This window comes from Pragia fontium DSM 5563 = ATCC 49100, from assembly GCF_900112475.1.
Taxonomy (GTDB): Bacteria; Pseudomonadota; Gammaproteobacteria; order Enterobacterales; family Enterobacteriaceae; genus Pragia; species Pragia fontium.
The window spans coordinates 1-22,139 of the sequence record NZ_FOLW01000002.1 but is presented as its reverse complement, the minus strand read 5'-3'; the positions used below and the strand labels follow the sequence as shown (position 1 = coordinate 22,139).

At 46.2% G+C, this 22,139-nt stretch carries 22 protein-coding genes; 5 read left to right on the top strand and 17 right to left on the bottom strand.

Translation table 11 applies throughout. The annotated features are described in order from the left end of the window. Positions 1-33: 33 nt before the first annotated feature. Positions 34-1,044 (bottom strand): Fic family protein, encoded by a 1,011-nt coding sequence (locus tag BMZ28_RS03185; protein WP_074820668.1) that lies wholly within the window; start codon positions 1,042-1,044, stop codon positions 34-36. An 882-nt stretch (positions 1,045-1,926) separates the two neighbouring features. Between BMZ28_RS03185 and mutS the strand changes: the two genes are divergently transcribed. Beyond that, the gene (gene mutS / locus BMZ28_RS03180) at positions 1,927-4,488 is read left to right on the top strand and encodes a DNA mismatch repair protein MutS (protein ID WP_074820666.1); all 2,562 of its coding nucleotides are present in this window, start codon (positions 1,927-1,929) and stop codon (positions 4,486-4,488) included. A 165-nt stretch (positions 4,489-4,653) separates the two neighbouring features. Here the strand turns inward: mutS and BMZ28_RS03175 are convergent, their stop codons facing one another. Next, a complete protein-coding gene (locus BMZ28_RS03175) occupies positions 4,654-5,229 on the bottom strand; it encodes an MSMEG_1061 family FMN-dependent PPOX-type flavoprotein (RefSeq protein WP_074820663.1) in 576 nt (191 codons plus the stop codon). A 4-nt stretch (positions 5,230-5,233) separates the two neighbouring features. Further along, positions 5,234-6,340 carry an ABC transporter substrate-binding protein gene (locus tag BMZ28_RS03170; protein ID WP_074820661.1) on the bottom strand — a complete coding sequence of 369 codons (1,107 nt, stop codon included), beginning with the start codon at positions 6,338-6,340 and terminating at the stop codon, positions 5,234-5,236. Between the two features lie 221 nt (positions 6,341-6,561). On the opposite strand from BMZ28_RS03170, the gene BMZ28_RS03165 reads away from it, so the two are divergent. Continuing rightward, positions 6,562-8,673, top strand: a complete 2,112-nt coding sequence (locus BMZ28_RS03165) for a TonB-dependent siderophore receptor (protein ID WP_074820659.1) — start codon at positions 6,562-6,564, stop codon at positions 8,671-8,673. Between the two features lie 83 nt (positions 8,674-8,756). On the opposite strand, the gene rpoS is transcribed toward BMZ28_RS03165, so the two are convergent. The 13 genes from rpoS to BMZ28_RS03105 form a co-directional block, all read right to left on the bottom strand. Beyond that, the gene (gene rpoS, locus BMZ28_RS03160) at positions 8,757-9,746 is read right to left on the bottom strand and encodes an RNA polymerase sigma factor RpoS (protein WP_047780350.1); all 990 of its coding nucleotides are present in this window, start codon (positions 9,744-9,746) and stop codon (positions 8,757-8,759) included. 59 nt (positions 9,747-9,805) lie between these two features. Beyond that, positions 9,806-10,969, bottom strand: a complete 1,164-nt coding sequence (gene nlpD / locus BMZ28_RS03155; protein WP_071845443.1) for a murein hydrolase activator NlpD — start codon at positions 10,967-10,969, stop codon at positions 9,806-9,808. A gap of 286 nt (positions 10,970-11,255) precedes the next feature. Next, positions 11,256-11,888, bottom strand: a complete 633-nt coding sequence (locus tag BMZ28_RS03150) for a protein-L-isoaspartate(D-aspartate) O-methyltransferase (RefSeq protein ID WP_047780349.1) — start codon at positions 11,886-11,888, stop codon at positions 11,256-11,258. Positions 11,889-11,890: 2 nt separating this feature from the next. Beyond that, complete coding sequence (gene surE, locus BMZ28_RS03145) at positions 11,891-12,640, bottom strand: 5'/3'-nucleotidase SurE (RefSeq protein WP_047780348.1); 750 nt, start codon at positions 12,638-12,640, stop codon at positions 11,891-11,893. Between the two features lie 56 nt (positions 12,641-12,696). Further along, complete coding sequence (locus tag BMZ28_RS17455) at positions 12,697-12,843, bottom strand: hypothetical protein (RefSeq protein ID WP_169052200.1); 147 nt, start codon at positions 12,841-12,843, stop codon at positions 12,697-12,699. Positions 12,844-12,967: 124 nt separating this feature from the next. Further along, positions 12,968-14,008, bottom strand: coding sequence for a tRNA pseudouridine(13) synthase TruD (truD, locus tag BMZ28_RS03140; protein WP_074821473.1), 1,041 nt, complete (start codon positions 14,006-14,008; stop codon positions 12,968-12,970). Positions 14,009-14,016: 8 nt separating this feature from the next. Continuing rightward, entirely contained in the window at positions 14,017-14,490 is a 474-nt protein-coding gene (ispF, locus tag BMZ28_RS03135) for a 2-C-methyl-D-erythritol 2,4-cyclodiphosphate synthase (RefSeq protein ID WP_047780347.1), read from the bottom strand. Between the two features lie 18 nt (positions 14,491-14,508). Next, positions 14,509-15,216 (bottom strand): 2-C-methyl-D-erythritol 4-phosphate cytidylyltransferase, encoded by a 708-nt coding sequence (gene ispD / locus BMZ28_RS03130; protein WP_074820657.1) that lies wholly within the window; start codon positions 15,214-15,216, stop codon positions 14,509-14,511. Further along, positions 15,216-15,512: a cell division protein FtsB gene (ftsB, locus tag BMZ28_RS03125; protein WP_047780345.1), complete on the bottom strand. Its 297-nt coding sequence runs from the start codon at positions 15,510-15,512 to the stop codon at positions 15,216-15,218. The genes ispD and ftsB overlap by 1 nt, the downstream gene beginning before the upstream one ends. 76 nt (positions 15,513-15,588) lie before the next feature. After that, positions 15,589-16,542, bottom strand: coding sequence for a PfkB family carbohydrate kinase (locus BMZ28_RS03120; RefSeq protein WP_074820656.1), 954 nt, complete (start codon positions 16,540-16,542; stop codon positions 15,589-15,591). Between the two features lie 65 nt (positions 16,543-16,607). Next, complete coding sequence (locus BMZ28_RS03115) at positions 16,608-17,336, bottom strand: amino acid ABC transporter ATP-binding protein (RefSeq protein WP_047780343.1); 729 nt, start codon at positions 17,334-17,336, stop codon at positions 16,608-16,610. Further along, the gene (locus BMZ28_RS03110) at positions 17,329-18,090 is read right to left on the bottom strand and encodes an amino acid ABC transporter permease (RefSeq protein ID WP_047780342.1); all 762 of its coding nucleotides are present in this window, start codon (positions 18,088-18,090) and stop codon (positions 17,329-17,331) included. Before BMZ28_RS03110 ends, BMZ28_RS03115 begins: the two co-directional genes overlap by 8 nt. Before the next feature lie 68 nt (positions 18,091-18,158). After that, positions 18,159-18,935 (bottom strand): basic amino acid ABC transporter substrate-binding protein, encoded by a 777-nt coding sequence (locus tag BMZ28_RS03105; protein ID WP_074820654.1) that lies wholly within the window; start codon positions 18,933-18,935, stop codon positions 18,159-18,161. Positions 18,936-19,303: 368 nt separating this feature from the next. On the opposite strand from BMZ28_RS03105, the gene BMZ28_RS03100 reads away from it, so the two are divergent. The 3 genes from BMZ28_RS03100 to BMZ28_RS03090 are packed head-to-tail and all read left to right on the top strand — an operon-like array spanning position 19,304 to position 21,781. Then, a complete protein-coding gene (locus BMZ28_RS03100; protein WP_047780340.1) occupies positions 19,304-20,134 on the top strand; it encodes a nucleoside recognition domain-containing protein in 831 nt (276 codons plus the stop codon). A gap of 11 nt (positions 20,135-20,145) precedes the next feature. Next, positions 20,146-20,613: a YjiG family protein gene (locus tag BMZ28_RS03095; protein ID WP_047780339.1), complete on the top strand. Its 468-nt coding sequence runs from the start codon at positions 20,146-20,148 to the stop codon at positions 20,611-20,613. A 55-nt stretch (positions 20,614-20,668) separates the two neighbouring features. Further along, positions 20,669-21,781: a M20 family metallopeptidase gene (locus BMZ28_RS03090; protein ID WP_074820652.1), complete on the top strand. Its 1,113-nt coding sequence runs from the start codon at positions 20,669-20,671 to the stop codon at positions 21,779-21,781. A 98-nt stretch (positions 21,782-21,879) separates the two neighbouring features. Here BMZ28_RS03090 and tnpA read toward each other — a convergent pair. After that, a partial coding sequence (gene tnpA / locus BMZ28_RS03085) for an IS200/IS605 family transposase (protein WP_074820650.1) occupies positions 21,880-22,139 on the bottom strand: 260 nt, incomplete at its 5' end.

Here is a 22,139-nt window from a genome sequence, read left to right as displayed (position 1 = left end):
AGTCATACCAAGACTATATTTCACCACAACAAACTAAACAACCCTCCAATATCCCGCCTTTGTCGAGCCTACCCGCTCTAACAATTTCACCTGCTGCAAGGTATTAAGATGACGCTCAACTGTTCGGGTACTGACTTTCAGCTTTTCTGCAACCATAGGTATCGTCATCGTTGGGTTTTGCTTCAGCACATCAAAGATCTGGCGAGCAACTTTATGTAGAGCAATCGGCTCATTTTCTCCCGACACTTCTCCCGTCATTTCTCCCGTCATTTTGTCGCTATGACTATCAATTCCCTCTTTCAACGCCTCAGCTATCACCCTCAGCATAAAATCAATAAAACAGGTACAATTGCTCGCCTTATCAGCCTCACCCAAGACTCGATAGTAATCATTCTGTTGTTTTTGAATAAGTGTCTCAACGGGCAACCATGCCAATTCCGGTCGCCATTCACTCAATATTAACGTTTGCCATAGCCTGCCCATACGACCATTGCCATCCGAAAATGGATGAATAAACTCAAGCTCATAGTGAAAAATACAACTTTTAATCAGCGAATGAATATCCGTATTGGTTAGCCAATCAAAAAGAGAGGTCATTAATCTGGGAATTTGGTTGGCTGGTGGCGCCATATGAATCAAATGATTGTCACGATAAATACCTACATTGCCATTACGCCAATGGCCTGAATAATCCACTAATCCCTGCATGAGTAATTTATGTGCTTCAAGAAAATGCTCAACATTATTACTACGCCAATAAGGTAATTGCTCATAAGCTAAAATGGCATTACGTACTTCTTGAATATCTCTAGCTGGCCCTAATACTTGTTTACCATCCATAATAGCCGTCACTTGTTCAGTGGATAGGCTATTGTGTTCAATGGCTAAAGATGCCTGAATGGTACGAATGCGATTTTCTCTACGCAATTGTGGAGAAACGAGTTTATCTTTTGCCGACCAATAGCCTAATAATTCGCTAATTTCCGCTACAGAGTTAAGTATTGACGGTGTAATAGCATAAGGAGGTGAATATTGACTGCTCATTATGTCGCTTCCCTATTGTCTATTTTAATAAGATTACAATTCATCTGAATAATCTCTCCATTCCTGCTCTCAGCACCATACATATAGAGATGATAGCTCCTCTCTCATGCCGCCTTTGGTATGCCCCAAAATAGCTTTAGCCACTTCATTAGAGCATTGTAAGCGTAATAACCCTGTACGGACAGTACCGCTCAAATCATGAGGTGCCCTGTACGGTATATCAAGCATTCATCCTTTATTTTGGGCGCATTCAAAGAGATTTTATGATCGACACCTTTTCGCTCTTCAATTCGATCGGTCGAGTAAGCCCTACCACTGTAAACTCTGAGATTTATTGCTTTCGGCTCTCTTTCTGCTGCTTTGGTTTTGCTTCTTTATTTTCAGCCACCGGACAACACCCTTCGCACCTTATTTCCCTCAGCATTTTAGCTTAGTCCTTGCTATTACAAGTGAATTTTGCGGAAAGCTTCCCGTTTTTAGCTGTATGAGTTTACCCATAACTGGGCTACTATAACGGTAGAAAAAATGTTTTGCTGCCTATCGCACCACAGGTAACTCGTAAGCCCGTATTTTCTCCCGTATTAGCCTTATCTTTATCATTGGGGATTTCATTGCTTCGATAGCTTCGGTGGAAAGTTATTGGCTAGCTGTTTGTCTTTTATGGTGGCTCCATTTACACATAACCAAATGATAATATAGAATAAATTTTAAAAAGTGTAGATTGTACATGCTGAATGATACCGATGGTGGTACAACAGCCGACATTTTAACCTATACATTTTTATGCGTTTCAGTGATTTTCACTAAGATTACAAGAGACTAAGTAAGAACAATAAAAATCACAATAAACTTTAAATTCAATGAATTAAAAAGATTAACCCTATGAATAACAATGTAAACTTAAGCACCCACACCCCAATGATGCAGCAGTATCTGAAGCTGAAAGCACAGCACCCGCATATCCTGCTGTTTTACCGCATGGGTGACTTCTATGAGCTTTTCTATGACGATGCCAAGCGCGCGTCTCAGCTGCTGGATATTTCACTCACTAAGCGTGGTGCTTCTGCTGGTGAACCTATTCCAATGGCCGGCGTTCCCCATCATGCGGTAGAAAACTATCTGGCAAAGCTGGTTCAGTTAGGAGAGTCCGTTGCGATTTGTGAGCAAATTGGCGATCCTGCCACCAGCAAAGGGCCTGTAGAGCGTAAAGTGGTGCGCATTGTTACCCCAGGTACCGTCAGTGATGAAGCGCTGTTACAGGAACGTCAGGACAATCTACTGGCAGCAATTTGGCAGGAAGATAAACGATTTGGTTACGCCACATTAGATATCAGTTCCGGCCGTTTCCAGGTTTCTGAACCCCTTGATAAAGAAACTATGGCGGCAGAGATCCAACGAACCAATCCGGCGGAACTGCTTTATCCGGAAGACCTTCAGGCGATGGATTTAATCGATCAGCGCCACGGCCTACGCCGCCGTCCAATTTGGGAATTTGAGCTGGATACCGCCCGTCAACAGTTAAACCTCCAGTTTGGCACACGTGATTTAAATGGGTTTGGCGTAGAGAAAGCGGAACGAGCCCTGCGTGCCGCGGGTTGTCTGTTGCAGTACGTTAAAGATACTCAGCGCACTTCGCTACCCCATATTCGAGGTTTAACCTTAGAGCGCCAGCAGGACGGTATTATTTTGGATGCTGCTACCCGCCGTAATCTGGAGTTAACGTTAAACCTGTCCGGCGGAACGGAAAATACGCTGGCCGCGATTCTCGATCATGCCGTTACCCCAATGGGGAGCCGGATGCTAAAACGCTGGATCCATGCGCCGAGTCGCGATATGGCATTGCTACGCAACCGTCAATCGGCGATACAGGAGCTTCAGGGCAACTATAGCGACATCCAACCCTATCTGCGTAATATTGGTGATTTAGAACGTATTCTGGCTCGTCTGGCGCTGCGAACAGCCCGCCCCCGCGATTTAGCGCGGATGCGTTATGCTTTCCAACAGCTCCCGGATATTCATCAGTTACTGGCGCCCTACGCATCGGGCTATATCCAAACGCTGAAAAATCAGATTAATCAATTTGATGAATTACAGGATTTGCTGGAAAGAGCGGTTATCGAGTCGCCACCGGTACTGATTCGCGACGGCGGTGTAATTGCCAGCGGTTATAACGCCGAACTGGATGAATGGCGCGCGCTGGCGGATGGCGCTACAGATTATCTGGATCGTCTGGAAATTCGTGAGCGTGAAAAACTCGGATTGGATACCTTAAAGGTAGGCTTTAATGCAATTCACGGTTACTACATTCAGGTTAGCCGCGGTCAGAGCCATCTGGTGCCGATTAACTATGTTCGCCGCCAAACGCTAAAGAATGCTGAACGCTATATCATCCCTGAACTGAAAGAGTATGAAGATAAGGTTCTGACCTCCAAGGGTAAAGCGCTGGCGCTGGAAAAATCCCTGTATGATGAACTATTCGACTTGTTGCTACCGCATCTTGAAGCTCTGCAACAAAGTGCTGCTGCGCTGGCTGAACTGGATGTGTTGTGCAATCTGTCAGAACGAGCCTATACGCTAAACTATATCTGTCCGGAACTGAGCGATAAACCGGGCATCAATATTACCGGCGGACGCCACCCGGTAGTTGAACAGGTATTGCGCGAACCCTTTATCGCCAACCCACTACAGCTTTCTCCCCAGCGCAGAATGCTAATTGTCACCGGCCCAAATATGGGCGGTAAAAGTACCTATATGCGTCAGGCTGCCCTGATTGTGTTAATGGCTCATATCGGTAGTTTTGTTCCCGCCGACAGCGCCAACATCGGGCCCGTCGATCGCATCTTTACCCGTATCGGTGCCGCTGACGATCTGGCCTCTGGTCGCTCTACGTTTATGGTGGAAATGACGGAAACCGCCAATATTCTACATAACGCCACCGAACAAAGTCTGATTCTGATGGATGAGATTGGTCGAGGTACGTCAACCTATGACGGTTTATCACTGGCCTGGAGCTGTGCAGAGAATCTGGCTAATAAAATTAAGGCCATGACGCTGTTCGCAACCCATTATTTTGAATTAACCACCCTACCTGAACGTATGGAAGGGGTAGAGAACGTCCATCTGGATGCGGTGGAGCACGGTGATACTATCGCCTTTATGCATAGCGTTCAGCCCGGTGCAGCCAGTAAGAGTTATGGTCTGGCGGTCGCCGCTTTGGCCGGAGTGCCTAAAGACGTTATCAAGCGCGCACGTCAAAAGCTAAAAGAGCTGGAATCGCTCTCGCTGAGCGCCGCCAACAGCACCGCTGAAGGCTCACAAATGGCGCTACTTACCGTTGAAGCAGAAACATCCCCGGCGGTAGAAGCGCTGGAAGCCTTAGATCCGGATACGCTGTCGCCCAAACAGGCACTGGAATGGATTTATCGCTTAAAAGATCTGGTCTAGCTATAACGAAAAAAGAACCGATCGCTAAAACCGATCGGTTCTTTAACTTATAAAGAATGGTATCAATCATCACACGACAGGAGAGATTACCGTTTAGGTCGCAGTTTATTTGCAAGAATGAGTCAATTTATCGGATGACACATTCTTTATATTTCTGTAGTCGACTTAAACCGATTCCCGCTCCGTATGGAAAGCAATAATATCCTTCAGCGTTGGCGCACTGTCTTTATTTTGCTGACTTTCGACATCCCACAGTTTAGCCAGTGATATTGCCTGACCACAGTGGATAAACGCCTCTTCAATGTTAACCACAATCACGCACTTCACTGTTTTGCCAGTATCCGTGAAGAACTCACACAGGGAGGGATCAATGGAAACGGTCGCTTTACCGTTTATTCGAAATGCTTCGTTATAACCGGGAATCAAAAATGTCAGGCCAACCTGTGGGTTATCAATAATATTTTGTAGGCCATCTAACCGATTGTTACCGGCATAATCAGGAATCAACAGTGTCTTCTCACCCACCGTTTTTACAAACCCGGGATATCCCCCTTTAGGTGAAACATCCACACCATTTTTACCTACCGTTGCCAACATAAAAAACGGTGACAGGGAAATCAGCTTTTGGCCATAAGGCGCCAAAAAATCAATTTGCTTCTTCACCACCATCTGATGTGGCATGGCGTAATATTCACGCAGTTGCTCTTTTGAAGTGACTGTATGTTCTGGTTTGATATACATAACGCTATCTCTGTAGGGTAAGCCAATAAGTCCCGGTTAACGTCACCGGAAGAAAACGTTGGTTCATTTCATCCATGGTTTTTTGTGGATCGACATCCTGATATAACTCCGGTTGGATCCACTTTGCCATCACCTCTGCTCCCACAATATTGAGCGGTGAACCAGAAAAATAGTTCCAAAAGCCATAAACCCGGCCATTTTGTACCGCATCAAACGTGTTCAGCCCTTTCTCCGCCACCAGTTTACTTAACTGACGTTGGCTAAGGGCCATATCCACTCCGGTACCTAGCGGCAAAGCTTTATTCGGATCGACGCCGGAATGTCCGGTGGCAATATACACCTGAGGGTTTTTCTGAATCAAATATTCCAGACTAAGCTGACCACCATTACCGGTTGGGAATTTATCTGCGCCAACGTTGATGCCTTTAAACAGGGTAATATATTCACCAACTCCCCCGGCACCGCTGGTCCAACAGCATTCCCAAACGCCAGGATACGCATGCAGTAATACTCGCGGATGTTCTATTTTAGGATCGTTTAATCTGGAAGTAAGACGTTCCATATGGCTTTGATAAAAAGCAATTAGTTGTTCCGTCTGCTGTTCGCGATCTAATAATTGCCCTAATAAGCGCACGGAAGGAAGGGTATTTTCTAAAGGTGATTGATAGAAGTCGACAAACACCACGGGAATATGGCTCTTACGTAATAAAGCAATCAAAGCCTGAGAGCGAGGAGCCTGCCACGCCTCAAAAATGACTAAATCAGGCGACAAGGAAAGTATGGTTTCTACCGATAATTCATCGCCACTGCCGCTGCCAATGGTTTTCAGCGTTGCCAGTTTAGGAAAGGCCTTCTTGTAGAGTTCATAAGTTGCGGTATCAAATTTTTTCAGTTCACTTCCCCAGCCAATCAGTACCGAAGCCGGATCTTCATGAACAAATGACAAAGCAACAAAGCTATAGCCTGATGCCAGCACTACCCGCTGTGGTTTCTGTGTAACCACCACTTTATTGCCTAATATATCCGTCACTTCTTTTGGCCATTCACTGGCATAGGCCGTTGAAATACTGAAAATAAATATCAGTAACAGCTTCAACAATCGATTATTCATGAAATACGGAACCTTTAATAACAGGTGAATGGTAGCAGTCTAGTCTAACCGTTAAAAATAGTGATAACGATTCTCAATATATCATTTTGAACCACCAAAGCAGAAGAGTTGTAAAAAATTATTCTCATTTGATGGTTTCAATTGACAGAAACACCTAAATAAAAAGAAAATACGCATGATAATCACTCTCATTACCAATACTGATTCAGGAAACATCATCAATGGATAACCGAGTCGTTCCGACTGGCCTAACCTATCAACCGTTAGCTTATGCTATTTTACTCAGCCTAACGGCAACCGCACCGGCTCTAGCCGCCACTGAAACATCACCCTCAACCAATTCCGGCACTGAGAAGATGGTGGTTATTGGTGGAAATACCGCCTCCAAAATAGATACCCCAGCAGCCGAAACGCCAAGAGCGTTATCCGAAATCACTCGTGAAGATTTGGATCGCCATGCAAGTAAAAAAATTGATGAGGCCATGCGCTACAGCTCCGGTGTTTTTGCTACACCTTATGGCCCGGATAATAAAACCGACTGGTTAATTGTACGTGGCTTCGGCTGGAGTCGCTATCAAGATGGCCTACAAGCCATTAACGAAAATGGTTTCTATGGTTGGCAGCAAGAAGCCTACGGCATCGAACGTATTGAGATGCTTAAAGGCCCGGCTTCTATGCTCTACGGCCAAAATCCTCCAGGTGGTCTGGTCAACGTGATTAGTAAGCGCCCTACCCGCCTACAACAAGGGGAAGTACAGCTATCTTACGGTTCCGATGATTACCGCGACTTCGGATTGGATACCTCCGGCCCATTAAACGACGAAGGCAGCGTTCAGTATCGCTTGGTTGGCTTTGCCAAGAAAACCAACGGACCGAGCGATGGCGCTAAAGACGAACGTTACTATATTGCACCAAGCCTGACCTTTGATATATCAGATGATACCAGCCTGACCCTGTTAACCAGCTACCTGAAAGATAATGCCAATCCGACCAGCGGCTTTAAACTGCCTTATGGAACGCTGCAAAATACGCCATTTGGTAAAGTCGATTATAAAATGTCTTATGGTGAGCCAAGCTATAGCCGCAACAATACTGAACAATTCAACGCTGGTTATGAGTTTAAACACGGTTTTAATGACACATGGACATTCCACCAGAATATGAACTACAGCTATCTGAATATGGATCTGCGTAGTATTTACGGCCTGGGTATGGTCGACGATCGTCACGTTAACCGCGGTTTGACCTACCGTGACGGTAGCGCACAAAGCTGGGCGATTGATAACCGTATGGTGGGTAACTGGACCTTCGATCGTTTTGAAAATACCTTATTACTCGGAGTTGACTACTTTACCGCCAACTCACGGGGTAAAGATGCCAACCTCTATAGTTTTGGTGCCCCGCTGGATATTTTTAATCCCTCCTACGGCGACTATAATCCCGTGAGTGATGACCAGTTGTTCAGTCATCGCACCAAACGTTTCCAGACCGGTTTATATGTACAGAATCAGTTGAAGTTTGATGACAAATGGTTGCTGCTGCTGGGTGGGCGCTATGATAAAGCCAGATCCAGTGATATCCAGCCAGATACTAACGACCGTCAGGATATGGATGATCATAAGTACACCAAAAGTGCTGGTCTGATGTACCTGTCAGATATCGGTTTAAATCCGTATGTCAGCTATTCCGAATCATTCCAGCCATTGTCCGGCCGTAATAACGACAATAAACCCTACGTTCCGCAAACCGGTCAACAAACTGAGATTGGTATTAAGTACGTGCCACAAGGGTTTAACGGCTACATCAACGCAGCACTCTATGAGCTTTACCAAAAAAATACCTTAACCACCGATCCAAACGATCCGGCGATTCGTAGCCAAACCGGTATGGCTCGCTCACGTGGATTAGAACTGGAAGCCGTTGGTTATGCCACCGATGCGCTGAAAATACACGCCAGTTATACGCTAAGTCGTATCCAAATCATTCGTTCACTCAATGATGAAGAGATTGGTAAACGCTTACCGGCAACCCCGAGAAATATGGCATCACTATGGGCCGATTATGCACTAAGCGGTCCGTTGGATGGATTAACTATTGGCTCCGGTGTGCGCTATATTGGTAGCACTTATGGCGATGCGACCAACACTCAAGCGCTGAAAGTGCCTGATTATACGCTGTGGGATGCCATGATCCGTTATGATGTCAATAAGCAGTGGTCGGTGCAGGTTAACGCCAATAATCTGGCAGATAAGAAATACGTCAGCGCCTGTGACTATTGGTGTTATTACGGTGATGGGCGGACAGTCACCGCGAAAGTGAACTATCGCTGGTAGTGATTGAAGTTAAAAAAACACCGTCTCATATGGGACGGTGTTTTTATCATCTTAACGACTAAAATAACTCACGTTACTCTGAATTATTCCTGAAACAATGCCTCAATACTCAGACCTTGTTTAACCAGAATTTCACGCAGTTGACCCAGACCTTCAACCTGAATCTGGCGTACGCGTTCACGGGTTAAACCAATCTCAGCACCAACATCTTCCAATGTAGCCGCTTCATAGCCTAGCAGACCGAAACGACGGGCTAATACTTCCCGCTGTTTTGGATTCAGCTCAAACAGCCATTTCACAATACTTTGTTTGATGTCGTTATCTTGAATCATATATTCAGGATCATTGTTATTTTCATCCGGTAGGATGTCTAACAATGCGCTGTCTGACTCACCGTTTAAAGGTGAATCGACAGAAGTCACGCGTTCGTTAAGGCGTAGCATCCGGCTAACATCACCAACTGACTTATCCAGTTGGATGGCAATATCTTCCGCACGTGGTTCATGATCCAGTTTTTGTGAAAGTTCACGAGCAGTGCGCAGGTAAACGTTCAACTCTTTAACGATATGAATCGGTAAACGGATGGTTCTGGTCTGGTTCATGATAGCCCGTTCAATCGTCTGACGGATCCACCATGTCGCATAAGTAGAAAAACGGAAGCCCCTTTCAGGATCGAATTTCTCTACCGCGCGGATAAGACCAAGATTACCCTCTTCGATAAGATCGAGAAGTGCCAGACCGCGATTGTTATAGCGGCGGGCGATTTTGACAACTAAACGCAGGTTACTTTCTATCATACGGTTACGAGCTGCGGCATCTCCGCGTAAAGCCCGACGCGCGAAATAGACTTCTTCCTGCGCAGTTAATAAAGGTGAAAAGCCAATTTCCCCGAGATACAGCTGTGTGGCGTCCAGCACATGTTGAGTCACATCTTGTGAAAGCAGTATGTCATCCGCAGAGGTGTCGTCCTCGACTACATCAAGTTGAGCTTTTTCATCAAACTCCGCGGGTTCACTATCATCGAAATCAGCATTTTCAGGCCATTCGTTGACTTTCAGCGTATTGGAACTCATTTTTGTTTTCCTACCCGTAGTATTGCGACAACAGGCAGGAAAACTGACTTCCTGCCCGGTTAACGCTGCGGCAAGTGCTGCAGCGGATTAACGGACTTGCCCTTATATCTGATTTCAAAATGCAATCTGACAGAGCTAGTACCAGTACTACCCATTGTTGCTATTTTTTGACCAGCTTTGACTTCTTGTTGCTCCGCCACGAGCATCGAGTCATTGTGTGCATAAGCACTCAAATAATCATCATTATGCTTAATAATGATGAGGTTACCATAGCCTCGTAACGCATTCCCTGCATATACAATACGCCCATCAGATGCGGCAAGTACCGGCTGTCCACGAGACCCGGCAATGTCGATACCTTTATTGCCCCCTTCCGATGTAGAAAAGTTCTCAATCACTTTTCCTTCGGTCGGCCAACGCCAGCGAACGTTTGAACTACGACTTTCAGTAGCAACCGAAGTTGTTGCAGTTCCGGTTGAAGCGCCAGTCATAGTGCCCGCTGTCGAGGTAGTTGGCAACGTTTTGTCAACATTCTGTTTACTACCAGATGCAGTGTACGCCCCTGAATTTCCAGAATCAACCGTTGTTATTTGGTTTTGATTTCCAGTGGAAGATGAGACGGATGCCCCATTATTACTGGCTCCAGCCAACATGCCGCCGTTATTAGCGCCGCCACTCACATTTAAGGTTTGGCCTGCTGATAAAGCATAAGGTTCAGAAATGTTATTTTTTTGTGCTAGATCACGATAATCATTACCGGTGATCCAAGCGATATAAAAGAGTGTGTCACCACGGGAAACAGTATAGGTTGGTCCACCGTTATAAGAACCTTTAGGAATGTCAGAATAGCTGCGGTTATAAACGATGCGATCGCCGGCTGTATTGACGCTGCTAGCCTGATTGGCTGCATTGTTCTGGCCGAATGGATTACCGCCGCTATTCTGAGATGCAGCAGTGCCAGCACCAGACTGAGGCGCCGTATTTTGGCTCTGACCGTAGACAATATTCGGACGACTGGTATCCATCGCCATCGTATTCTGCGAGCCAGCATTATTTGCTCTGGTATTCGATGCTGAAGAAGACGGGCGCGTACCGCTACTGTCATTAATAGAAGTAATCGGTGCGGGGTTCTTAGGATCGCTATTACAACCCACCAATAACATACTGACCACTGCACCTATTGTTATACGCCGATATGTTGTCATCGGGCTTCCTTTCTTCATACTTCCCCCACCATAGCAAAATCAATAACCAATAAAACTCATGAGTACCCGATCAAATATCGAGCCAATATGCCATAAATCATGGCCGTTTAAGACGTTGGTTAACCTATTTATCTTACAATTTTCTGCCAATATCACTGCTATAAAAATAAAATCGTTTAGCTATTTATATAATTTATTAATCAATAAATTATTCCTAAAAGATAAATATCCGAGAATTGGACACTATATCTATGCAGAAGGTCAAACAAGAATAGCGATATTTACCAATATCTACATTTTACGTTCAGGCTAAATCACCTTTTACTAACGGAACAAAACGCACCATTTCGATATTATCAACAATAAATTTATCACCATGGCGTTGTACCAACTGCAATAGTTGGGACTGACGCTGTTCACCAACCGGCAAAACCAGCCGACCACCGTCGATCAACTGACTCATTAAAGACTGTGGAATTTCATCCGGTGCCGCAGTGACAATAATAGCATCAAATGGCCCACGCACAGGCCATCCTTCCCATCCGTCACCGTGACGCGTTGAGACATTATGTAAATCAAGCTGTTTTAAACGTCGTTTCGCCTGCCACTGTAAACTTTTAATCCGTTCAACTGAATAGACATGGTTGACTAGATGGGCTAAAACCGCGGTCTGATAACCAGAACCGGTGCCGATCTCCAGCACGTTAGAGTGTGGCGTTAGCTTCAGTAACTCGGTCATTTTAGCCACGGTGTAAGGCTGTGAGATAGTCTGCCCTGCACCTATCGGTAAAGCGGTATTGTCGTAGGCCTGATGTGATAAAGCCTCATCAACAAACCCTTCTCGTGGCACGGATGCAATCGCCTGCAGAACCCGCTCATCGCGGATCCCCTGCTCAACAAGCTGCTTCAGCAATGTTTGCATACGTTTACTGGACATACTCAGCTAACCTTCACTTGCGATAACCATTGATTGATAACATCTTGTGCGGCATACGCCGTTAAATCAACCTGCAACGGCGTGATAGAAACATACCCTTGCTCTATTGCAGCAAAGTCAGTACCTGTACCAGAATCGTCTTTTTCGCCCGGCGGGCCAATCCAATACAGCGGATTACCACGCGGATCTTGCTGGCAAATCACCTGATCCGCAGGATGGCGTCGCCCACAGCGTGTGACTTTATAACCTTTGATTTCACTTAATGGTAAATCCGGTACGTTAATATTGAGTATCCGACTTGTGCGTAACGGCTCTTGAGCCAATGCCTTCAGCAAACGGCAGGTCACTGCAGCAGCAGTATCAAAATACCGAGAGCCCGCCAGAGAAACCGCCAGTGCAGGTAAACCAAGGTGCCGACCTTCCATTGCCGCTGCTACGGTACCTGAATAAATCACATCATCGCCCAGATTGGCACCCGCGTTAATCCCCGATACCACAATATCCGGTCGCGGTACCATCAGTGCATTGACGCCTAAATAGACGCAGTCTGTGGGGGTGCCCCTGACGGAAATATCACCGTTGGCCAAGGTCTGTATTTTAACCGGCATCTCCAGCGTTAACGCATTAGAAGAGCCACTGCAGTTTCTGTCCGGTGCTACCAGTTGTACCTGAGCAAACTGACGCAAAGATTCAGATAAAATCTGAATGCCCGGCGCAGAAATGCCATCATCGTTGCTCAGAAGAATTCTCATTATGGAAGTAACCCGTTGCCTGCTATTTTTGTCATATTTTAGTTGTTTATCATGCGTTAAATCATCATGCCATCGTCAATGCATTTTGCAATCGGCACCACCAACTCAGCGTTAGCTTTCTGATTATAACCATTTCCTGGCATACAGGAAAATGATGGGGCACTTTCTATCGGGGATAATTCACAGGTTAAGTCGATGACCACACAAAAGTCACCGTTCGGCAATCAACAACAAATGAATCGAGGTCACTGACCAGGTAACGTGAAATGAACAGCAGAAGCGCTATTCTGCCCTATTTTAAGCCATGCTTATCGGGCAGAATATAATTTACTCTTCAGGCATATCCTCAACGTCCGCCGTCAGCATCACTTCCCGCACCACGCTGGTAGCAAAACTCCCGGCCGGTAACCAGAAATCTACCGTTATGGTGCTGTCATCCTGCCATTGCCATGCCATCTGCTGAGGAATCACTAAAGCCGCACGACGTGCAGTTTCAACCCGCTCTCGTTTTACCAGTGAAAGAAAATCGTCATAGCCGACTAAAGCCTGCTGTTCAAATTCCAGCGCCTGCTCTTGTGTACCTAGTTCACCGTCTCCCGGCAGGGGTGCAGTAATACGTAATTCGCCATCATCCAGCCGTTGTTGCAAGGTCACCAACTCTTCCGGCTGAGCCACAAACCAGCTCCCCCTGCCAGCCAACTGCATGGCATCGCCACCCATAACCTGTTGATGCAATATCTGCTCAATCCTACGACTAACAATATGATTAAACATGGCGCTGCGAGCAGCCGATAGATAAAAACTGCGCTTATTGCGTTCTCTGACCACGATATCATTATTGGCCCAACGTTGTGCCATCAGCAGATTATTACCACCACGGCCAAAGCGCTGTTCACCAAAATAGTTAGGAACACCAAAACGTTGAATTTGTTGTAAGCGCGACTCAACCTCATCACGCTGACTGATATGTCGTAATACCAGACTAAAAGCATTGCCGCGTAAAGTACCAATGCGCAGCTTTCGACGATGGCGGGCGACGTTAATTACCTGACAGCCTTCCAGCGTAAAAGCGCTAAAGTCGGGAGTTTCTTTACCTGGCATCTGTAAACAGAACCACTGTTCCGTAACCGCATGACGGTCTTTCAAGCCAGCATAGCTGACTGCACGGCCGGAAATTTTAGCGAATCGCGCTAAGTTATCGGCGACAAACTGGGTATTACAGCCAGTTTTACGCACATAGACCAAGACGTGTTCACCATCGCCATCTGGTTCAAAGCCTAAATCTTCCCGGACGCAGAAATCAGCCGGAGACTGTTTCAACACTCCCGTCCCTTCAGGCTTACCATAGAGCCAAACTAATGACATCATAGCCTGATTCATGCTTTAACCAATAAGGCGACCGCTTCACAAGCGATACCTTCTTTACGACCGGTGAAACCTAACTGTTCGGTGGTGGTTGCCTTCACATTCACATCGTCCATATGGCAGGCTAAATCCTCAGCAATATTGACGCGCATTTGTGCAATATGCGGTGCCATTTTGGGAGCCTGAGCAATAATCGTCACGTCAACATTACCCACGCGATATCCCTTTTGCTGAATACGACGATAGGCTTCACGCAGTAATTCACGGCTGTCCGCACCTTTGTATTCTGGGTCGGTGTCCGGGAATAATTTACCAATATCCCCCAGAGCCGCCGCGCCTAAAAGCGCATCGGTTAAAGCATGAAGCGCCACATCACCATCAGAATGCGCCAGTAAACCAAACTCATAAGGAATACGCACTCCACCAATAATTAACGGGCCTTCGCCGCCAAATTTATGTACGTCAAAACCATGACCAATACGCATTAGTCACACTCCTCTTAATTATGGGTGAGTTAAATAGAAGGTTGCCAGTGCCAAGTCTTCAGGACGGGTCACTTTAATATTATCTGAACGGCCGGAAACCAATAAAGGATGGAAACCACAATGTTCCAATGCCGACGCTTCATCCGTTAACACCACGCCCTCTTGATGAGCGCAGGTAATACATTCATAGAGTAATTCAAGGGGAAACATTTGTGGCGTTAGTGCGTGCCACAACGCACTGCGATCTACCGTATGGGAGATGGTTTGTGCACCAATCACTTCACGTTTCATGGTATCCCGGACCGGCATCGCTAAAATACCGCCCTGTTTAGCTTTCAGGGTTGATTGAATCAGGTTATCCAAATCCGCATAACGTAGACACGGCCGCGCAGCATCGTGCACCAGCACCCAATCAACGTTCATTGTTTTTGCCAGTTCCAAGCCTGCCAGCACAGAATCAGAACGCTCAGCCCCACCGGTTACCGTTGAGATTCGCTCATCAGTGGAAATGGGTAAAGTAGCAAAAACCGAATCCTGCGGATGCAGAGCGACAATCACATGCTGTACTATCGGATGAGACAGCAGCATATTGATGGCATATTCAATAATGGTCTTATCGCCAATCGAGAGGTATTGTTTCGGGCAATCCGACTGCATTCTGCTACCGATACCGGCAGCGGGCAAAATGGCAACAATATTAAGGGGGAGGCCAACAGACTGACTCACTACTTTGTACCACCTTGAGCAGGCTGTTCAGGAATAATCCGGTAAAAACTCTCGCCAGGTTTAATCATTCCCAGCTCATTACGGGCACGTTCTTCAATCGCTTCCTGACCGCCTTTTAAGTCGCTAATTTCAGCAAACAGTCGTTCATTACGTGATTTCAATTTGGCATTGTTGTCTTGCTGTACGGCTACATCATCTTTAACACGAATATAATCATGCACGCCATTCTTGCCCAGCCACAGTGAATACTGTAGCCAGCCAAATAATACGATTAGTAATAGCGTAAGTTTCTTCATCCCACCCCCCGAAAAACCGGCTAATCATCCCATAACTCCAAGCCAGACTCCATACAGAAATGGGATAAAACTTAACTTATCGCATTACTGCGGCCAGTTTCCCATGGATTGATAGAAAAGAGTGTAGTTGATTTATATCAGGAAGCGCGGACCATGCCCCTTTACGCGTCGTTGCTAAAGCCCCGCAAGCGCTGGCCTGACTAATAACATTATTTAAGGCATCGAATTGCTGGGGTATCCCATTAACCGCTATCGCTGCCAGCAACCCAGCCATATAAGCATCGCCGGCCCCCGTTGTGTCAACGCTCACCACCGGATAACCATCAAAGCAATAGATACTGTTTTGATACATCACCAAACAACCATCTTTACCTTGAGTGATCGCCTTGATCGATGCCGGATAGCTGGCCAGTTTCGTCAATGCGCTATCCCAATCACCGGCGGTACATTCCGTTAACCAGAATAACTCGTCATCCGACAGCTTTAGAATATCGGCCTGAGCACAATATTGGCTAATCATCCGGTGCATCTGCACTTTGTCCTGCCACATTTGAGCACGTAGGTTGAGATCAAAACTGACAAGCCCCTGTTGGCGCTTAATCTGTTGAAGAATCGCATTCAGCGAATGTCGACCGACGTCACCCACTAAGGCCAGAGAACAGAAGTGTAATATATCAGCCTTCTGAGAAGGGAGTTCCTGTTGCTGTAAAAACTGATCCGCTGATGGGCTGACCAAAAAAGTAAAACTACGTTCGCCGTTTTCAGCCAGATCTACCATCACAGTGCTGGTCAGATATTGTTGATCCTGTTCAATACACTGGCAGTCAACCCCTTCCTCTGCCAGTGACTTCAGCATAAACCGCCCACAAGGATCGCTGCCTAAACGCCCGACAAAACTCGATGCGACGCCCAAACGGGCAACGCCAACCGCAACGTTAGCCGGCGCACCACCGGCACAGGCCTGATACTGCATATTCTCCAGCGGTAATAAGTCCACTACCGCATCGCCGAGCGACCATATTTTTGTCATATTCATTATCAATACAAAAGCAGAGAGAGTCGGTATGTGAGTCCGCCTCTCTCTTTTGATTTAAGCTAAACCGCCAGAATTTTACTTAAAAATGCTTTAGTTCTTTCATTCGACGGCGCAGTAAACAGTTTTTCCGGCACATCCTGTTCCTGAATGATGCCCTGATCGATAAAGATGACGCGATCTGCCACGTCACGGGCAAACCCCATTTCGTGGGTCACCACTACCATGGTCATTCCCTCATGAGCCAGAGACTTCATGACCGCCAGCACCTCTCCCACCAGCTCAGGATCGAGAGCTGAAGTTGGCTCATCAAACAGCATCACTTTCGGCTCCATCGCCAACGCTCTGGCAATGGCCACCCGCTGCTGCTGTCCACCGGAAAGCTGACTTGGATAAGCATCAATCTTATCCAGCAGCCCAACTTTCTGTAATAGCCTCTCGGCGTTTTTAATCGCCTCGGCCTTGGTCAACTTTTTCACATCCATCGGCGCCAGAATCAGGTTTTCTAACACCGTCATATGTGGGAACAGGTTAAATCGTTGGAACACCATACCGACGCTTTCACGCAGTTTATTCAGATCGGTCTTACGATCGTGAACCTCAAAGCCGTTAACCGTAATCTCGCCGCCGCTCATCTCTTCCAGCGCATTCATACAGCGTAAAAAAGTACTTTTTCCTGAACCGGATGGGCCAATAATGCACACCACTTCATTGGCGGCTATATCACAGGAGATACCGCGTAAAACGTGAGTTTCACCAAACTGTTTCTGTAAATTACGAATCTTAATCACTTCGGCCTAACCTCTTTTCCATGTGTCTAACCATCAGGGAAAGTAAAAACGTAATAACCCAATAGATAATAGAAATTGTCAGGTAGGGTTCCCAATAACTGGCATAAGCGCCAGAAACGGTGCGTGCGGCATAAGCCAAATCGGCTAAACCAATGGCTGATGCCAGCGAAGAATCCTTAACAATCGAAATCGCATTATTACCCAATGGTGGCAGCATACGACGAAAAGCCTGTGGCAAAATGATTTTGCGCATCGTTTTGCCGTAGCTCATGCCAAGGGAACGGGCGGCTTCCATCTGGCCGCGATCGATCGATTGAATCCCGGCGCGGAAAATTTCGGAAACATAAGCCCCTGCATTAAGTGTGATGGCTACAACGCAGGAAAGAAAAGCGCCATATTCCGAGCGCAGCATACGGGCAAAATCCACCGACATGATGCCGCTGCTAACCAATATCCCATCGCGCGGATTAATCAGTAAAGGAATTAACGCGAAATGCACCACCATAATCTGGACAAATAGTGGAGTACCGCGAAAGGCACTGACATAGATTTTTATCGGCCATTGCACAAACAGATGTAAAAAGAGATCCAAACCGCGACTGCGTGGTGCCTGAGCGGAACGCCCTAACCCGAGAATCAATCCCCAGGTGACGCCCAATATTACGCAAATAATGGTGCATTTGATGGTCATCCATGCGCCCTCGGCAAACAGCGGGGCGTATTCCTGGATTATTTCCCAGCGAAATCCTGACATAAAAATGAATCCGTATAAAAAGCATTCAGGGCGAGATTATCGCCCTGAACAAAACAATGATGAAAAAATTATTCGGCTGGCAGCACAGGAACGTTGCTATCAAACCATTTTTGGTAAATCTTGGCGTAGGTACCATCGGCAATGATTTTTTTCAAACCGGCATTAATTTTATTGCGCAGTTCCTCATTACCTTTTGCCACCGCAATACCGAAATACTGACGTTCAAATTTATCGTCAGAAACCAGTGAAAAATCTTTTTCCGGGTGGTTTTTAATATAGAACTTGGCGACGCCAACATCCCCTACCGCAGCATCAATACCGTCTTCATACAGTTCCTGCAATAGCAGCGGGGTATTATCAAATCGCTTGATTGCAGTACTGTTTTTACCCAACACCTCAGAAACTACAATATCGCCGGTACTGGAGTTCACGACACCAACTTTTAGCGGTTTTAGCTCGGCAATCGACTTAACGGTTTTACCTTTTGGCACCACAATAGCCTGCTCCGCCGGGAAGTAAGGGGCTGAGAAATCAACCATCTGCTTACGTTTATCGGTAATGGTGATACCGGAAATAATAATGTCACGATCGCCACTGTTTAAAGTAGCAAAAATACCTTCCCACGGGGTATTCACCAGCTTGATCTTAAAGTTTTCGGCCTGAGCAATGGCCGAAATCACATCGATATCAAATCCTTCCAGTTCTTTTTTACTGTTTTCAAATTCGAAAGGACGATAAGTACCACCGGAACCAACCACGTAGGTTGGCTCTGCTGCATTGACGATAGGTAAAGTACACAATGCTGCCACCAGACAGGCGCCAAAAATGGAAAGACGTTTAAACATTAAGCTATATCCTTACTTTTTTTAAAACGAATAGCGAAAGTATGCATGAATAACGCATAAAAATACACAAAATGTCTTTCTGAGCAGAAAAATAATAAGACCGACGTCTATCTTGAAATTACAGTAGGAAACACCGTTACTCGCCACATCATTGATTAATAAAAAACCATACTGACGTAAATTTAACCTTATATTTTTTATCATGATTCAATAAAAAACGATTTAATATTCTATTTCTTGGCAAAGCGTGATATCAAGTAGTAGCACTTTTTGATCAAGGTCAAAAGTCAATAAAACAGAAATACCGATAATTAAAAGTTAATTACAACCAACAACTACATATCATTTCATCAGGGAATTGTTTAAATATGTCTAATGAAACGCCTATTCCAGACCAGTCTAAGGAGTTCAAGATTGGTGTTGGGGCCTATTTCGCTCTCTTTTTCGCCATTATCTTCTTCTCCGGAATATTTGGCCCGAATTCATCAACCACGCTCTGGATTGCCTCGCAGATTAATCTATTGCATACCGCCCATCCGGGATTAGCTCATTGGACAACCGCTTGGATTGTGCCACTGCTTTCCACTATCGACTTTACTACGCTTAATGGTTCGTTCGGTAAGGTACTGACCGGCGTTAGTCAGGTTGATGATGCGTTAAAAGCCACCAGTGGCACCTACCGCGGCAACGGTGGTAGCGGTGCAATGGAGGGTTTTCTGTTTGCCTTTGGTTTGATTCCCTCAGTGATGTTTGCTTTAGCCATGATCAACGTGCTGGAGCACTATGGTGCCCTGAACGCCGCACGTAAACTATTAAGTGTGATTCTGCGCCCACTGCTGGGTGTCCCTGGGATTACCGGCTTAGCCATTATCGGTAGCTTACAAAGCACCGACGTTGGTGCGTCACTGACCCGTGCTCTGGCGGATGAAAACAAAATAACCGCCAAAGAGAAAGAAGTATTAACCATGTTCCAATTTTCTGGCGGCGCGATGATTACTAACTTTTTCTCATCCGGTGCAGTGTTATTTACCTTGGTTCTGGTTTCTGGTGAACTTGCTGTTCCAACCACCATTGGCGCCTGCATTGGCGTGATTTTCATTATGAAAGTCTTTGGCGCTAACGTCATGCGTCTTTATCTCAGTATTTTGTCAGATAAAGATGAACCCAAAACAGCTAATGAAACCGCAGAAAAACAATAAGGAATAGCAAAATGTCAACTAACTCTAAACCAATGATTACCGACATTTTCGTTGCCGGTGCCCGTAAAGGCTGGGTCATCGCCACCACCAGCACCCTACCAAACGTACTCATGGCGTTTGTGATTATCAAAGCGCTACAAATTACTGGCTTGTTAGATCTGCTAGGTAAGCTCTGTGAACCGGTGATGGCTTTAGTCGGCCTGCCCGGCGAAGCAGCAGCGGTATTAATCAGTAGCCTGATGTCGATGGGTGGCGCTATCGGGGTTGCCGTCAGCCTGTTCCAAAGCGGCCATCTTAGCGGTGAACATTTAGCTATTTTAGCGCCGGCTATTTATCTGATGGGCTCGTTAGTGCAATACGCCGGGCGCATTTTAGGCGTGGTGGGAACCAAGGCTAGCCGCATTCCATTGATGCTACTTATCGCGGTAGTGAATGCGTTTATCTCCATGTTCCTGATGCGCATTATTATTAATCTCTAACCCATTGTCTGAGACTCATTCCAAAAACAGATTAAAAATTTAATAAGGAAATATCATGCAGTTAGAACAATATTTAGATGAACTCCGTCCTCTGGTGAATATTGATTGTGGTACCCAAACCACCGAAGGCGTCGCCGTTATCGCGGGTATGATGGAAAAGAAATATAAAGATCTAGGCTGGCATGCCGAGATCGTCGATCTGGGTAAAGAGGTTGGCCCTGGCGTATTTGCCACCAACAAACCTGGCGCAACGCAGTTTGACGTTCTGTTAATTGGCCATATGGATACCGTATTCCCACCAGGAACCGCAGCGGAACGGCCAATGTCCACCGATGAAACCCGTGTGTATGGGCCGGGCGCCGCAGATATGAAATCCGGTCTGCTAAATATTTTGTGGGCTCTGCGCGCGCTGAACGATCAAGATGTCGCCAGACTGTCTATCGCCGTGGCGATGAACCCGGATGAGGAAACGGGTTCAGTCTATTCCCATGAATGGCTGGGTGAATATGCTAAACAAAGCCGCTATGTGCTGGTAGCCGAAGCCGCCCGTGCAGATGGTTCATTAGTTAAAGCCCGTAAAGGTATGGTTCGCTATAACATCGATTTCCACGGCCGCGCAGCACATGCGGGTAATGCCCCAGAGAAAGGTCGTTCGGCGATTACTGAATTAGCCCATTGGATACTGGCGATTAATCAGTTAGGCAGTGCAGAAACTGGTACTACCCTGAACGTCGGCGTAGTTAAAGGTGGTGATGCCGCCAATATCGTACCGGATAAAGCTCAAGCCGTAGTTGACGTTCGTTTCTGGGATAATGATGAGTATCAGCGTATTAATACCGCGATCAACCAAATGACCAAAACCGCCTACGTGGCTGATGTCACCACAACGGTAACTCAAATGGCACACACGCCAGCCATGTCACCTTCTGCCGAGACTGAGAAGCTAATGGAACTGGTCGAGAAGTGCGGTAAAGAGGAAGGCATTCCGATTAACTGGCTGGCGGTTGGCGGCGGTTCTGATGCTAACCACACCGCAGCGCTGGGTATTCCTTCACTGGACGGTTTTGGCGCCATCGGTGCCGACTTCCATAGCCTGACGGAATATGTGGAACTGGACAGTATCATTCCACGTATCAAGCTGCTAAGCCGAATTATTAGGTCGCTGTAGTTTTGGCGTGAATAAGTAAAAATCCGCCTTCATAGAAGGCGGCATTGCTTTGGCGCCCCTGAGGGGCGTACTAAGCTCGAACCCATAGGGCCCTCGCTTCACATCCCTTTTAAGCTTAATTGATTATCTTCAAGTTCATGTTTCTCTTGATACTTAACATACTTACGAATCATTTCTGCATTTACACCTACGGTATCTACACAATAGCCCTTCGCCCAAAAATGGTTGCCCCACAGCTTTTTCTTTCTTAAATAGGGAAATTTATTAAACAGCCTTATCGCTGTTCTTCCTTTCAAGTGCCCCATTACCTCTGACACTGAGAGCTTTGGTGGGATCTTGACTAATAAATGAACGTGAT